At 45.6% G+C, this 16,248-nt stretch carries 12 protein-coding genes; 2 read left to right on the forward strand and 10 right to left on the reverse strand.

Annotated features, from left to right (window positions below; translation table 11 throughout):
* Window positions 1–8: 8 nt before the first annotated feature.
* From ABN764_RS19740 to ABN764_RS19770, 7 genes are all read right to left on the reverse strand, one after another.
* Window positions 9–1,739 (reverse strand): sensor histidine kinase, encoded by a 1,731-nt coding sequence (locus ABN764_RS19740; protein WP_446672834.1) that lies wholly within the window; start codon window positions 1,737–1,739, stop codon window positions 9–11.
* Window positions 1,740–1,776: 37 nt separating this feature from the next.
* Entirely contained in the window at window positions 1,777–2,655 is an 879-nt protein-coding gene (locus ABN764_RS19745) for a carbohydrate ABC transporter permease (RefSeq protein ID WP_021255444.1), read from the reverse strand.
* A 21-nt stretch (window positions 2,656–2,676) separates the two neighbouring features.
* Window positions 2,677–3,582, reverse strand: coding sequence for an ABC transporter permease (locus tag ABN764_RS19750; protein WP_021255445.1), 906 nt, complete (start codon window positions 3,580–3,582; stop codon window positions 2,677–2,679).
* 259 nt (window positions 3,583–3,841) lie between these two features.
* Window positions 3,842–5,518 (reverse strand): type 2 periplasmic-binding domain-containing protein, encoded by a 1,677-nt coding sequence (locus ABN764_RS19755; protein WP_446672956.1) that lies wholly within the window; start codon window positions 5,516–5,518, stop codon window positions 3,842–3,844.
* 161 nt (window positions 5,519–5,679) lie between these two features.
* Window positions 5,680–6,141, reverse strand: coding sequence for a GNAT family N-acetyltransferase (locus ABN764_RS19760; protein WP_446672835.1), 462 nt, complete (start codon window positions 6,139–6,141; stop codon window positions 5,680–5,682).
* Window positions 6,142–6,326: 185 nt separating this feature from the next.
* Window positions 6,327–7,709, reverse strand: coding sequence for a S41 family peptidase (locus ABN764_RS19765; protein WP_446672836.1), 1,383 nt, complete (start codon window positions 7,707–7,709; stop codon window positions 6,327–6,329).
* Window positions 7,710–8,002: 293 nt separating this feature from the next.
* On the reverse strand, window positions 8,003–9,646 hold the full coding sequence (locus ABN764_RS19770) for a glycoside hydrolase family 19 protein (protein ID WP_446672837.1): 1,644 nt from the start codon (window positions 9,644–9,646) through the stop codon (window positions 8,003–8,005).
* Between the two features lie 220 nt (window positions 9,647–9,866).
* Here ABN764_RS19770 and ABN764_RS19775 point away from each other — a divergent pair, with 220 nt between their 5' ends.
* Window positions 9,867–11,141: a hypothetical protein gene (locus tag ABN764_RS19775; RefSeq protein WP_446672838.1), complete on the forward strand. Its 1,275-nt coding sequence runs from the start codon at window positions 9,867–9,869 to the stop codon at window positions 11,139–11,141.
* Window positions 11,142–11,298: 157 nt separating this feature from the next.
* On the forward strand, window positions 11,299–12,693 hold the full coding sequence (locus ABN764_RS19780; protein ID WP_446672839.1) for a tryptophanase: 1,395 nt from the start codon (window positions 11,299–11,301) through the stop codon (window positions 12,691–12,693).
* 240 nt (window positions 12,694–12,933) lie between these two features.
* Here the strand turns inward: ABN764_RS19780 and bcaP are convergent, their stop codons facing one another.
* From bcaP to ABN764_RS19795, 3 genes are all read right to left on the reverse strand, one after another.
* Window positions 12,934–14,316 carry a branched-chain amino acid transporter BcaP gene (gene bcaP / locus ABN764_RS19785; protein ID WP_446672840.1) on the reverse strand — a complete coding sequence of 461 codons (1,383 nt, stop codon included), beginning with the start codon at window positions 14,314–14,316 and terminating at the stop codon, window positions 12,934–12,936.
* 512 nt (window positions 14,317–14,828) lie between these two features.
* A complete protein-coding gene (locus tag ABN764_RS19790) occupies window positions 14,829–15,683 on the reverse strand; it encodes a hypothetical protein (protein ID WP_021255454.1) in 855 nt (284 codons plus the stop codon).
* 428 nt (window positions 15,684–16,111) lie between these two features.
* Window positions 16,112–16,243 (reverse strand): S-layer homology domain-containing protein, encoded by a 132-nt coding sequence (locus ABN764_RS19795; protein WP_446672841.1) that lies wholly within the window; start codon window positions 16,241–16,243, stop codon window positions 16,112–16,114.
* Window positions 16,244–16,248 lie beyond the last annotated feature (5 nt).

A 16,248-nucleotide genomic window follows, 5' to 3' on the forward strand; every position in this document is an offset into this window, starting at 1 on the left:
CTCCTCCTTTATTCAAGCCCCAGATGTATACGTACCTTCAGTCCGCCAAGTTCAGAACGCGACAATTTCAATCCATATGAATCTCCGTAGCGAAGCTGTATCCGTCTGTGTACATTAATTAGCCCTGTCGTCTCATCGATGTGATTGGTACAATTGGCAAGGCGATTGCAAAGCTCATTCAGCTTCTCATCGTCTAAGTCATCTCCATTATCTTCGACACTGATCACAACTTCATCTTCAACCTGTTCGCTGTGCACCCACAACTCTCCTGCTCCGCGCATATTGCCGAATGCATACTTATAGGCATTCTCAATGATCGGCTGCAGCACAAGACGCGGTACGCGTATTGGCTGGCTCTCGATGTCGAGGAACACTTGAATCCGATCCCCGTAGCAGATCGATTGCATCTCTACATAGGTCGAGGAATGCTTCACTTCCATCTCTAGCGGAATTTCATCTTCATCGTTCCGGGTAATGAAATGAAAATACTCGCCGATATACAAGCAGAATTGGTATGCCTTCTCTTTGTCCTCCGACTTAATAAGCCGGCACAGTACAAAGAAGCAATTGTACAAGAAATGGGGATTGATTTGCGATTGAAGCCGCTTCAGTTCCGAGCGCTGGCTTCGAATTTGCTGCTCGTAATTCTGTTCAATGAGTGTTTTCAACGAGTGCACGGTATCATTGAACGCCTGATACAAATATCCGAACTCATCATGGCCGCGATCAATCGGAACAGGCGTCAAGTTAAGCTGCTTCACCCGCCTGAACGCATGAATGAGCTTCATAAGCGGTCTATACATGAGCTTCATTAAGGAGTAAGAGAAAAAGAGCGCTGCCACCACAGCCAATCCACATGCCCACCAGAACCATTGCCGATACTTCTGAATCGGCCCCAGAACGGTTGATTCCGGTATGCAGGTCACAGAGTAAGAACTCCATACAGCGGAGTATTTGTAAACCGTCAAATACCGCTCCCCATCATACTCTACGATATCGTAGCCTTCATGCTTCTCTTCGTTCCATTTCTGTTGAATAAACTCCTTCATTGAATCGTACAGTGTCGATTGCTCATTGCTGCGAATATCCCATTCGTGCTCCACATTCAGCAGCATCGTCTCTCCATTCAGAGAGCCCGCAATCTGATCAAGTGCTTCCTTGATCTTCCTAACGGACAGCTCCGCACCAACCAAATAGATTGGATCCTTGAAAGTAGTCGTCGGGTATTGCAGGGTAATAAACAGTCGATCGTTCCAGTATATGAACGGCTTGCTGTAGAAAGGACTCTCATGCTGCATGGCAGCAAATTCCTCTCGATTGAGCGTCGTATCATATTGCTGACTGAGCAGCGTACGATCAATTTTCGGTACGTATGCCTTGGCTTCGCGAATAAACGGACTCGAATTCTTCATGAGCTCCAATCGCTTCTGAATAAGCGTAATGTTGTTGGCCCGCTCGTAGGCGGTCAAGTCCGTCCCTAGTGCAGCTAACTCCAGTAAATCGTTGTCCGTTACATAATTCGGCAAGTAACGGATAATTCGTTCGACTTCCTTATCGAGCGAGTCGAGGTAGAAGCTTGTCGTATTTAAGGTAGAACGCGATACTTCCCGCTGAATGCTATTAGCTCCCCGCTCATTGATGAATAACGTAATCATCATGAGGGGGAGCAATACGATTAGAAATACAGCCATGATCTTCATGAAGATGGAAGAGTCTTTTAAGCGGAATAATAGTTTCATCGTATTTTCTCCCTACATTTGGAGGTTTCGGCTACTATTATTCTTTGACACTTCCCATTACAATTCCTTTAATGAAGAATCGCTGTAAGAATGGATATATAATTAGAATTGGGAATGCAGCAACGAAGATCTGAGCTGCCTTACTTGTACGGTCAGACAGCTTCTGCATTAATTCAATTTCTTCAGGCTTCAGGTAACGCAGATCCATCTTTATAATGATCGACTGCAGGAACGTTTGCAATGGATATTTCTCAGGATGACTCATCAACAGCATACCGTCGAACCAACTATTCCAATGCCATACCACCGTAAAGAGTCCCGTCGTTGCCAATGCCGGAACCGATAGCGGGGCGTAGATTTTCCACAAGGTTGTGAAATGCCCTGCACCATCAATCTTCGACGATTCCTCCAGCTCCTTCGGCAAGCCGCGATAGAAGTTAAGCAACAGAATGATATTGAATACTTGAACTGCATTTGGGAGTATCAAAGCCCAGATCGTATCCATAATACCAACGGCTTTCACGGTCATATACCATGGAATTAAGCCACCATTGAACAGAATGGTGAATACGAATATCCATACATAAATCGTTCGCATCCGGAACTGTGAAGTTTCTTTGGATAATGGGTATGCGGTCATGATCGTTAAGAACATGCTGAAGGCCGTACCTAATACGGAACGCTCAACCGTAACCCAGAAAGCTCGCAAGTACTCTGGTCTGCCGAATACGTTCTGATACGCCGCAGTCGTGAATTCCACCGGCCAGAGCATGACCTTGCCTGCAGATGCCGCAGAACCTGAACTGAATGATACGGCTAATATATGAACAAGTGGCATGAGGCATAGTATCGAAATGAGAGCTAGAAATAGAACATTGAATCCGAGAAAGACTTGTCGGCCTAACGACTTTTTCATAACGATGATCGTCCTCCTTGACTAGAATATGCGGTAATTGGCGAAGCGATAGGCCATGACATATGAAACGGAAATCAGAATAAAGGAAACAGCTGACTTCAGCAGTCCAACTGCTGTGGCAAATCCATACTGCGATTCCACGACACCCATTCGATAGACGAACGTATCGATAATATCTCCGCTCTCATATACCTGCGGGCTATACAAGTTAAAGATTTGGTCAAACCCAGCATTCAATACGTTACCGATACTGAGCGTAAGCATGAGTACGATAATCGGCAGCATACCCGGCAAGGTAACATATAAGGTCTGCTTCCAACGTCCAGCCCCATCAATCTCTGCAGCCTCATACAACGCTGGATTAATGCCTGTAAGTGCCGCCAAATAAATGATCGTCCCGAAGCCAAATTCCTTCCATACGTCTGTAACGACCATGATATAAGGGAACCAATTATTGTCCCCCAAGAAGAAGATAGGCTTTATGCCAAACAACCCTAGCAATTGATTTAAAACCCCGGTAGACGGAGACAGTACATCTATGACTATACCGCTAAGCAAGACCCAAGATAAGAAGTGCGGCAAGTAGACCAAGGTCTGGAACGTCCGCTTCACCCATTCCTTGCGTAGCTCGTTCAGGAGAATCGCAATCGTAATGGGAACAATCAGACCAGCGATAATTTTCATCGACGCGATATATATCGTATTGAAGAATATGCGTCCGACATCTGGGTAATCCAGCAGGAACTTAAAGTTCTTCCATCCCACGAATGGTGATCCCATTAATCCCTTCGTCGGGATATACTTCTGGAACGCCATCATAATGCCCGCCATCGGAATGTAACTAAACACAATGATAAGAATCAGTGCGGGAATGAGCATCAAATGCAGCTGCCATTCACGCTTCCACATCCGAGATAATTGATTCATTCAGCTTCACCTACTTGTAGTTATAATTTATACAGAAGAGAGTACCTCATATCTAATAAGAACTATCTTCATTGTAGTCTCAGGGCAAATCCCATACCATATACTGGTCTTTACTTCTATATACAACTGTTGCGATTCCACATCTCCTGTATGCTTTAAATCTAATAGAATCACTTCCCGGTAAGCGTATTTGCAATCATTTACGGTGCCTGACGCAGAAAAAAAAGAGAGCGGAACATACTCCGCTCTCCCCGTGAAATTATTTATTTGCTGCGTACCATTCGTTTACTTCCTTCGTCATGTCATCGCCACCGAGTTTCTTCCAATCCTCAACAAATTTATCAAATTCGTCGATAGGTACTTGGTTCATGATGATCTTAATGAAGAGCTCGTCGCGTTTACGCTTCAAAAGCTCACGTTTTTCCACCATTGTTGGTGTCGGTGCACCATAGAATTTATTACGATGGAACAGGTTGTGCTCCTTCATGTATGGTACATTTGAGACTGCTCCGTTTGGACCAGAGATAAGCATTTCCCACCACATTGAAATATCTTCACCATTTACATATTTCATCGCACGAGCATAACGTGTCTTCTGGTCTTTCGTCTTCAGCAAGCTCTCATCCTTCGTTTCAATTGCCTTAGGCAATACGGAACCATTATCGCTTGCTTGGTTGAACGCCATAACCGGGCTGAGCTGCCAATAGTTATTGCCGCTCTCCTTCATGCTCTTGCCGTACTCGTATACCTTCTGTTCTTCCGTCGGGTGATTATCAATTGCGATCCATTGGTTCAACAATTTAACCATAGCCTCCGGATTCTTCGCTTTCTTAGAGACAACGTTATATTTCTCCGTTCCCAGCTCAATTTGCGTGGATGCTTCCGTACCATCAATGGAGAGAAGGCGGAATGGCTTCCATTCTTGAACAACCTTGCCATCCTTAACCGCACCTTGAGCTAAATGCGCAGGAGTCCACTCTGGGCCGTAGAGTACACCAATTTGGTTATTGAAGATCATTTCAGATTCCTTCATCATGTCCTTAACTGCAAATTCTGGATCAATTAGCCCCTTCTTGAACATATCTTGCAACGAGCGAAGTGCTTCTTTCATTTCAGGCTGAATATCACTGAACATCAATCCGCCCTTACCATCGTCGATCCATTGATTCAAGTAAGCGTGGTATCCATTCATGAATCCAGTGAGACCAAGTGCACCTGTAGGTTCATAAAATTCCTTATTCAATGCCAGACCATATGACTTTCCAGTGCCTCCTGGATCCTTAGCTGTAAACGTTTCCATAATTTTAATCAGGTCTTGCAGCGTTTTCGGCTCAGGCAGGTTCAGCTGCTTCAGCCAGTCCGTACGCACCCATACGAATTGAGGCGTGAACGCAGTTCCTGACTCTGGAATCCCCATCAACTTACCATCAAATGTACCGGATTTCATCTGCAATCCGCCATCACGCATCAAGAATTCTTTCGTTTCATCCGTTGCGTATTTGTCATATATTTCAGTCAAGTCCTGAATCATATCTGCTTCAATCAACTGCTGTAATTGAGCTGGTGTAGCTGGGAAGAAATCTGGCAAATCGTCAGTTGCAATTGCCATCTTGAGCTTCTCTTGGAACTGAGGTCCACTTACGACTCCATCAACGATCCATTTATTCGTAATTTTAACGCCAACGTCTTTCTCATAAGCATCATACACGGCGTTCTTGTCATACGTTTCACCTGCATCAAATTTCAAATACGGATCCTTCGCACGAACCGTAGATGCTTCAATTACTGTATTTTCTGGTGTTTCAGCTGGTTTCTCTGCTGTTGTATTTTCTGCTGGTTTATCCGTTGTTGGCTGAGAAGTTTCAGCTGTCTTGCTTGTGCAAGCTGTTGCGACGAGACTCAAGATAAGCGTAAGTGATAATAACATATTCCGCATTCTTTTCACGTCTGACCCTCCTAATATGTGTATTGAAGACCCACTTCTAATTGTAGATACAGTTCGAAGGGCATTCCATATACTGGTCTTTACTTCTATATACAACTGTTGTGGTGCACATGATTTGTCGCCCGTTGTTCCGCATCCATCTAAATGGAATCTTAGACTATGGTTTCTAGTACAGGCAGATGCCTGTCAGGGAATACCGTCGAAGCGACTTCCCCAATTCGTCTAGCCCCCATTCGTACGTAAAAAGGCTCCGCATGCGGATCGCTATGTACGAGCACCGCGCGTATTCCCAATTCCCTAGCAGCATCGACCATGCGGTTCCATAACGCTTGTCCATATCCGCGACCGATGGCATTCGGATGAATGAACAAATAGGTTACTAGGCCCCTGTCCCGCTGAGAAGGATCCTGTTCGAGCGCAATGAATCCTTGAATCTGCCGATTCTCCTCGGCGACAAATAATTGAGCGGCTGTAAGATGCGCCTCGGTAATCGTCAAGTCCTCCCGACAAGCTTCCATAAATGCTTTATCATAACCCCAGTACGCCTTGGATGCATAGGCAAGCTCACTAAGTATATGAACATCCTGCACTGCGGCTTGGCGTATATACACCATCCCTTGTCTCCCCTTTTATGAATGGTAATTGTTGTGAAGTGCTGCTGCATTCATTGTACCTGACAAGATCCATGGGCGGAAGCTTCGAATCACCTATTCACGTTTGTTCAGACTCCACTTTTCTCGCCCATTGCAATGAAAATCCCCAGACGCATGGAAACGCTGGGGACAAGTGTACGCATTATTTATTTTTTGTTCACGAGTTGTTCGACAAAGGCGAGCTGCTCATCCACATGTTTTGTTTTGTTGTAGGTTGACGGCACCACATAATCAGGGACAAGCGCTGCTCCTTTGGAAGCATCCGGTCTTTCGAGTTGTCTACTTGACAAATACATGGAAAATTTACTGTTAGGCAGATCGAATTTTACGGAAGCAATGTATGCATTCGCGTTTCCTCCAGGCGTTTCGCCAATCACCTGCCCAATCTTATTATCTTGCAAAATCGCCGCCATCAATGATGCTCCGCCATATGTATTTTTGGAGGTAAGTACATACAGTTTCCCTTTAAAGACAAGCTCTTTATGAACATTATTATTCTGTGTTGAACGTATTATTTCTTCCATTTCTTCCATGTCCCCTCCACTGTTCGCCACTTGTGAATTATGCGTTACCCCAAAGGATTGATAGTGCTGCACATTCACATATTGGAGCAGTTTCACGAGAGCATTCATATTTCCACCGGATTTATTATCACGGAGGTCTAGCACGACATTGTCGATTTGATTGTGCTTAACAGCAGAGAAGAACTTTTTTAATTCAGCATCATACACATCATCTGGCTTCAGCACATTCATTTTTAATAAAGCTATGTTTTTGTCCTTATCTATGTTTTGAGAATAATTCAAAGGATATCCCACTGAAATAGGCTTCACCTGCAACCTAACCGGCTGCCGCAGCTTTTTCCCATCTCTCATGATGGTATAGACAACATAATCTTTATTTTCAATCAAACCTAACTTCTCCAAATATACCTCTTCAGCCAATAAGGTTGACATTTCCAACGAAGCGAGCAAAAACATCTCATTATCACTAGGGATATATTTGATAAGTTCTTGGGCCAACTCTTCGACTGTTCTGTCGCCAATAGAAATGATTTTATCTCCAGCCTTCAAATCTTCCTCATTACTGTGGTAGATATACACCCCGTTCTCATACCATTTATATAGAATGGGAATGTTGCGCTTTCGAAAGCTTAAACTGGTTACAAACCCTGAATTGGCATCATGCAGTTGAGCAATAACGGATTGTCCCCAGAAGTAAATATCTTTGCGATATATCTGATCTTTCTTTTCTTTAATTTCCTTCAGTACTTGTTCGTATTGGGCCTTCAGTTCCTCTGGTACTCCATTTACGGTGGCAGGATGGGTGTCTGCAATTTTGTTATACAAAAATTCGATGTCTTTGATCGCTTTTTGCTGCTCCTTCGTTAGAACCGCTGGTTCGTGAAGCTGCTTTTCTTTCTTGCTAATCGCCTTTTCCGTAACGCTATCATTCCATGTAAGAGCCGTAACTATTACTGCCCCTATAATCCCGATAAATAATAGAAGACCTACCAATCGGATTTTCATTTGATATCATTCCCCCTGCATTCTCTCTCTTAACGAGCTATTCATTATATGCAGTCACGTTTCCCCATCATTTCGACACTCTTCAATAATTTAGCTATATAAGGAAGATACAAACAACAATATATCATACAATCGAACGTTTTCATTTGAATAAATTGGTAATACCCTCGTGCTATAAGTCATTTCTACATCACATGAATTTCATTACCTGCAAAACATACAAAAAGCTGCCCAACAAGTAGAAATCTCCACCCGTCAGACAGCTTCTTAAATTGTGGCTCGCTATTTCCAAATTAAAATGGCTGCATGCCCGCAGTATCCAGCTTCTCGCCATCAATGTTCGCACCCATGCGTGTCGTAAGATCACGATAGTGCGCGACGCGGCGGCGTACTGGATCAGCCGTCTCCGGCAAATTCGCTTCTTGACCGCCGTTGATGACCATAATGGTGGCCCCGAATCCCGGCACGAGCCCCTTCGCCAACTGATCTGCCGTAGGCGTCCATTGCCCTGTCATGATGTCATGGTTGGAAGGCTTCGGATCCTGTGGGGTCAACCAGAAGAGCAGCCCCGTAATGAAGCCGAGCTTCCCATCTGCTGTAATCTTGTCTGGATCATTCAACAGTACACTAGGATCGCGATATACAATGGAGCTAATCAAGCCATAGTTATAGTTCCAGCTAAGCTGAATCGGACCGCGCCCATGATAGGACTTGCCCGGTACTGGCTTCCAGAACAGGTTGTCCTCATCTACATAGCCGATTTTGTCCGTATTGACGAAGCCTAGCTCTTCATTGAAGAACAGCGCCCAGCGCAGCTCGCCACCTGGTGCCGTAGACCAGCCGCCGCCTGTCTCATGAGCGATGTTCGCTAGGAACCCAGCAAGCTCACGCTTGCGGTCATTACTGCTCCCCTCACCCAGGAAACTGCCGAAATCCACGATCCGCGTCAGCTTCGGCAAATTCGAATGACTGGCATCATTGAAGTCTGGCGCTTGGAAGAGCAAGGTTTCGGTCTTCGCCTGCTTGTCCAGGCGGTAAATTTGCTTCACGTTCGGATAGCCCTCGCGGACGACTTCCTTATACTTAATATTCGCAATCTCTCGTACTGCTGCTACGAGATTGTCATAGGAATAATAGTCGGACTGGTTCGGCTTGTAATAGTAGTTGCCCTTCGCTTTTGCATCCCATTCCGGTGTACCGTAGCGCAGTGGGAACGTGGACTCATATTCCGCCTTCGGAATAGCTGCTTGCACCTCCGCTGCAGCCGCATCCGGCAGGAAGGCAGGATTAATGCCGTTCCACAGCTGACTGATCTGGTCGTCGGTCAGCACACGGCTCTCTCCTACGCCTATATCAATGACCGGGCCGCCCTTCGTTGCTGCGCTTATCGCTGAACTATCGGTATAGTTGCCTGATGTATCCACAGCGCGAATGACGTATTGATATCCTGTATCCGCTTCCAATTCATAGTCTGAGAATTTCTTGGCGATGGTGCTGCCTACTTTAGCTCCATTTCGGAGAACATCATAATGAGAAATGGCTGCATTGTCTGTTGAAGCTGTCCAAGTAAGTGTAATAAAGGTGGAGGATTGCTCGGTTGATACGAGATTCGTTGGAGCGGTAGGAGGTGTAGTATCTTCGTTGTTGTCCTTCAATAACTTCCATGAGGTGTCCCATTCGTTCGTTACTTTTGCATCAGGGATACTATTGTAGGACCACCACTTCGCTTCATAAATCTTGCCTTGATGGGATACAATATCACCTGCAGAGTAAGCCTTGTTGGTCTGCCAAGCTTGTACCTGAGACGAATTCGTGCTGCTTGCCGCATAAGCTGTAGAAGATGATCCTAGTGGCGCTGCTGTGAGAATTGCCGCACCAAGAACAGCGCTTAAACTTTTGAGCAGAAGCTTGTGCGAGAACGGAAAGTTGCGATTCATTATACGCCTCCTATCAATTTGTTATTGATAACGACTTTAGTATAGGAAATTGCATCTACTTCTCTCAATAGGTACAGCGAACCATTCCTTTGTCGAATCTTGATTCTGATACTATCTTATTAGCGCTATAACTTCCTCACTTTCGCTTACGCTGCATTCATCTACTTTTATATTGAAAATGGTATGATATCAGCAATAATATTTAGAGGAGTTAACATGAATGACTATAAATATTCAAGAAATCATCCAGGCCACACAGCATAAGTTCGGATTAGAGGATTACCGCTTGCACACGCAAGAATTGTACCGGGAAGTGAATCTATTCAATGAGACGACCTACTATCTCAGCATGGAGTGGTATCCGCCCTATGTGAAGGAGTCCGTGGAGGAAGATAGCAATCCCGAAGGGACAGCCGTAATATCCTATGACCTGACTGCTGGTCAATATACGAGTGTTATTTTTGTACAGGGGAAATCGTATGCGAACAGCCCCTCTTATCCGAACATCGGCTTAGAAGAGATCATTGCGTGGATCGAGAGAGATAGTGAACTCGTCTATGGCAAGCAGTTTCAGCTCTCTCGCCACCAGAATGGCCAATATGTCTTCCATGAATGCGTCGACGGAACCCCTGTATCTCCTGGCGGACATATCGAGATCCACTTCGATGAAGCCAACAAGCTCGTACAGTATTCCAAGTATGGATTCTATGCTTCCAAGTCATTGATTCAAAAAGAAGCGTTTACCCTCTCCCTTGAACAAGTCGAGCCGCTAGCTAAGGAGCAACTGAAGCTGCTCGAATATCCGGCGTACGAGGAACAACGCCTTCTTCCGCTCTATGGGATCGAGGAGATTTATGTGACGAACGACGGAGCTTCCGTCATTCCGTTCGAATTCATTATCCATGCGGGTTCGCGGCTGAATATCGATAAGGTCATCGAATGGGAACAGGCCAGCACGCAGCCTTTGGAAAAGGTGGACATCGAGTGGCGGGAGACGGTCACCGCCGAACAAGCGGTATCGAGTGAGCCGCATCCCGACTCCTTCCCGATTACCGGAGCAGAGCAAGAGAAGGCGGTCGCAGCGGTTGTTGAAGGAATGAGCCAACTTTATCCGAACGACTCCGGACAATGGGTGTTAAAAACCTTGCATCGTCATCGGGGATATATAGAAGCGATATTGCGGGAGCAGGCGCCAAGCAAGCGCGTATTCCAGCGCAAGCTGGTTCTGTTCATTGATGCGCAGCGCTTTGTGACTGTAAATGCAATGGACAACCTGCCATTTATCGAAATGTTCGATGATTTTCAAGCAGCAGATGAGGTTGTCATTAGTCAGGATGAAGCCTATGTGAAGCTGAAGAAAAAGGGATTCATTAAGCTTACGCCGGTCTACGTGTATCATCCTGAACAGAAGAAGTATGTATTATGCGGAAAATTAGACTGTGCTTATGCGGTGAATGCTGCAAATGGCGAGATTATGGAGTTGAACAACATATAAACAGCGAACACTCTGCCCGAATCGTGCCGGGGATCCTCTGATTGAAAGCATTATACTTTACCAGTATAATGAAATTGATTTCAAAATATTGGATATATGTAAGAGGACTTCCAAGCTGTACGTTGAATAAAAACTTTTCAATGACGGAGGTGTTGGAATGGCGCGATTCGCAGAGCCGTTTAAAATCAAAATGGTGGAGCCGTTGAACATGATCTCACGGGAAGAACGGGAAAAGGCGCTTGAACGGGCGGGATATAATCCATTCCTGCTGCGCGGGGACGAAGTGTATATCGATCTGTTGACCGATAGCGGTACGACCGCGATGAGCGACAACCAATGGGCAGGCCTGATGCTGGGCGACGAATCGTACGCAGGCAGCCGCAACTATTATCATCTGTGCGACGCGGTGCAACAGATTACAGGCTATCAGCATGTAATTCCCATGCATCAGGGACGAGGCGCTGAGAAGGTGCTGTTTCCGCTGCTTATTCAAAAAGGACAGTATGTCCTGAGCAATTGGCATTTCGATACAACGCGTGCGCATGTCGATCTGGCTGGCGGGATTGCGGTTGATCTTGTTACCGAACAAGCCTATGACACGACGACGCCTTACCCGTTCAAAGGAAACTTTGATGTGGATAAGCTGCGCCATGCGCTCGCTGAAAAAGGAGCAGAAAATATCGCATTTATTCTTATTACCGTGACAAACAACAGCGCCGGCGGCCAGCCCGTATCCATGGAAAATATCCGTGAGGTATCCGCCATTGCGAAGCAGAACGGGATTCGCGTTTTCTTTGATGCCGCGCGTTATGCAGAGAATGCGTACTTTATCAAGAAACGCGAGCAAGGCTATGAAGATAAAGAGATTATTGATATCGTCCGTGAAATGTTCTCTTATGGCGAAGGATTCACGATGAGCGCTAAAAAAGATGGGCTTGTCAATATCGGCGGCTTGCTAGCCTTTAAAGAGGATGAAACCTTATTTACGCAAGCGCGTTCGATGACAGTGCCGATGGAGGGCTTTCCGACCTACGGCGGCTTGACCGGCCGCGATATGGAAGCTCTTGCCCGCGGGCTGCGCGAAGGCATCGACGAGCAGTATCTTGCTTATCGCATCGGCCAGATCGAATATCTCGGCAGACGCCTCGAGGAAGGCGGAATCCCGTTCCAGACGCCAACGGGCGGCCATGCCGTCTTCGTAGACGCGAAGAAGATGCTGCCGCATATTTCTGCGGCCCAATTCCCGGCCCAGGTGCTGGCGAATGAGCTATATCTTGAAGCAGGGATACGGGGGGTTGAGATCGGTTCCTTTCTGCTGGGACGTGACGCTGCGACTGGCGAGCAATTGGAGAGCAAGCTTGAATTGCTGCGCTTGACGATTCCGCGCCGTGTCTATACGAATAACCATATGGATGTTATTGCGGATGCCTTGATTGCAATCAAGGATCGGGCAGGAACACTAACGGGATTAGAATTCACCTACGAACCGCCGATATTGCGGCATTTCACTGCGCGCCTTCGACCCGTCAAGACAGAAGCCCTGTCCCACTGACATACGCCGTTCATCCTGAACAGGGACGGTGACGTCGAAATGCCACCACTTGTCAAACGGGTCGTCGTCTACCCTACGTCATATACGCTGATGTGAGGCAGAATGAGGAACGTGAACCCTCTCGTCCGGAGGGTTCAGCAGCTATTCTACATGGATATCGGTAATGAAGTAGGGGGTGTCTCAAAAGTCTATAAAGACTTGGACACCCCCTTGTTTTCAAATATGCAAAAGAACATTTTATTAATTCAGATTACTGTGCTTACGCGAATACATAAAGTATATAATCGTGCCAATGCCGATCCATATAATAAATGAGATCCACGTCATATAAGGCAAGCTGGATGCAAGGTACAGGCAAAGCAGCGCACTAATGATAGGGAGCACGGGTACGAACGGAACACGGAATGAAGCCTTCAATTCAGGAAACTTCTTGCGCAAGACAATGATAGCGACCGAGATTAATGTAAACGCAGCCAATGTCCCCATATTCACCAAATGCGCAAGCGTGGTTAGATCAACAAAACCTGCAATGCCTGCCGCAACGAACCCGGTTAACCATGTGTTGCCGATTGGAGTTTTGGTCTTGGCATTCACTTGCGAGAACATTTTCGGCAACAAGCCGTCACGACTCATAGCGAACGACAAGCGGACTTGAGCATAAATCATGGCAAGGATTACGGTCGTAATGCCAAATACCGCTCCGATTGATATGATCCCCGCTATCGAGTTCTGCCCTACGGATTCCAATGCTAATGCAACCGGCGCACCGACATTGAGCATGGTATATGGAATCATCCCGGTTAATACCCCGGATACCGTAATATATAAAATCGTACAAATGAGCAGAGATACGATGATCCCGATTGGCAACGCTCTTTTGGGGTTTTCCACTTCTTCCGATGCCGTAGCGATAATATCGAACCCAATATAGGCGAAAAACACAGTAGCCGCCCCCGTCATCACACCACTAAATCCAAAAGGCATGAACGGCGTCCAGTTATCAGGCTTTACATACCATATTCCGACTGCGATAAACAGCAAGATAATAGCTAATTTCACGAACACCATGACCGTGTTGAACTTAATGCTTTCCTTGACTCCTTTACTGACGAGCGCTGTGATTGCCAAAATGATAAGAACCGCCGGCAAATCAATAAGGCCGCCTTTCCCCATACTGGGAGCAGAGGATATAATGTCTGGAATCGGCAGGTTAAAGCCCGCAAGCAGAGATTGAAAGTACGCAGACCATCCCGTAGCGACTGCGGAAACCGCGATTACATATTCGAGCATGAGATCCCAGCCGATAAGGAAAGCTAGCAATTCTCCCAATGTTGCATACGTAAATGTATATACGCTTCCCGAGACGGGCACTGCCGAGGAGAACTCCGCATAGCAAAATGCAGCAAGTGCGCAGGCAATACCGGCTACAACAAATGATAGCATGATCGCTGGCCCCGAAGATTCTGCCGCTACGACGCCCGTAACAACGAAAATCCCTGTCCCGATCACGCAGCCTACGCCAAGAAAAATCAAATCGAGCAAAGACATCGCCCGTGCCAATTCTTTTTTCTCGCTCTGCGCAAGCATGAGGCTCAATGACTTCTTTCGGAAAAGCTTATTCAATATTATTCCCCCTATGCTCTGGTACGCAAAAGCAAACACAATCAGTAATTATTGAAAACATTTACATCCCATACCAATTTTTATGCTATCTATGTTTAGGTTAAGAACGATTTTAACATGTCTATTGAATCCTGAGATATAGGTAATTATTGCTAAGCTAACCGTTCTTCCTTTCCCTGAGAATCGACGGAGAGGTTTGTACTGTAGGAGAAGAAATCAAGCATTCATGTATTCCAAAGCAGAACAAACTTATTTATCATTATCCAATATTACCAATTTTTATGCATATGATCCAGAACAAATTTTTCTGAAAAAATGCCTAATAGATATGCTGAAAATGCTAGCAATGGGAGATGTAGCGTCATTGATTCGAATATAACAAAAAAAAAGAAGCTGCCTTCCATCTCTGCTATAGAAAGCCGCTTCTTTTTGCTTTTCTGATATAGATCGTAAGTGCCCTCTTTCATTCTTTCTTGACGCTAGATTGTCGATCTCTTGAAGCGTCCAGGACATTACCTGAAGCTATATCCGATATTATCGTGGACATAACTATTAGCAAGCTCCGACCAGTGGAATATCTTTCCGTCTGTGCTCATAGAGTCGAATCCTTCGAACTTCACAATGGCAGAACTATTATATGGCGTCATGCTCACCCAACTTCCAGACGTCGTCACAAGGGAAGCGTTCAAAAATTTCGCATTATATGCATACGAGCCATTGTTCTTGTATTGATCGGGGTGATGGGCAGTTGTTACCATATTGAATTGCCGGTTGAATCTCGCTCCCTTGGTTTCGGCTCCGTCCTTAAATCCCTGCTCGATCGGGATTACGGCTTGAGCCAGCAGGTTGTTCGAAGTATTATAGATATCGACCTGCACGCCTGCCCCTGCATTCGCGCCATACAGCGTCACGAAATTGACGTCCAAGCGAATTGTTTGGCCGGGCTGATAACTTAATACCGTCGGACTATGGCCGTATGTAGTGCTGGCACAAGGGCTGCTGATTGAGCATGAATTTGAGCCGTATGCACTTGACCAAGTATTGAAGGTCGTGCCATTTCGTGCTACGCCGCCTTGGGTAGCACCCCCAAAGTATTGAAATCTCCAGCCTCCGTTCGCATATTGCAATCCGAAATCCAAGTTATAATAAGTGCCATTCGGCGCGACCGTATCGAATGTCCAAAATACGGATGGGTACGTCTCTGGCGCAACGTACATCGAATCCGGCATTTTGAACCACGTTTGCGCGGCTTTATAGCCTGCACTGTTCGTAATTCTCTCAACCATCGCACCTGATGCGAATGCCGTAATCGGAACGGCGGCGAACACCAAAATAGCGAGCAATAACGTAAACATTTTCTTTTTCATTTCCATTTCCTCCATTACATAGATTCGTTTTTCAATTAAAACGAAATGGAGTTTATCACGTCTTAATATGCTAGTTATATCCATTTGAGACAATAATAGATCGATTCTCGCGCATTGTAAACTACTTATTTCCAAATAATTGCACATTATCAGACATGCAAGAAATTCGAGAATCTGTAAGAGAATCCCGAATCATTCATTTATGCTAGAACGATATACTCTTCCTGTAAATTATGCATTCTGCTAAATCAAATTTTAAAAAATAGTGCCTGATAGATATGCTGAAAATGCTAGCAATGGGAGATGTAGCGTCGTTGATTCGCGTATATCAAAAAAAAGGAGCAGCCTTCTAAGATTAAAAGGCTGCTTCTTCATCTATTAACACTACTATTTAAAAGAGATCCGGCTTGCATGCAATACGCGAACAGCTAGTGTTTACTTGATATAGCCTTAACAAGTAAAGTTACCGCTTCCGCTCTCGTCGCCGGGTTATTTGGAGCCAGCTTGTTGCCCTGCTGCCCACGAATAAAACCTGCCGCATATGCTGCGGATACATGCACCCTGG

The organism is Paenibacillus wuxiensis, assembly GCF_040195695.1.
Taxonomy (GTDB): Bacteria; Bacillota; Bacilli; order Paenibacillales; family Paenibacillaceae; genus Paenibacillus_B; species Paenibacillus_B suaedae.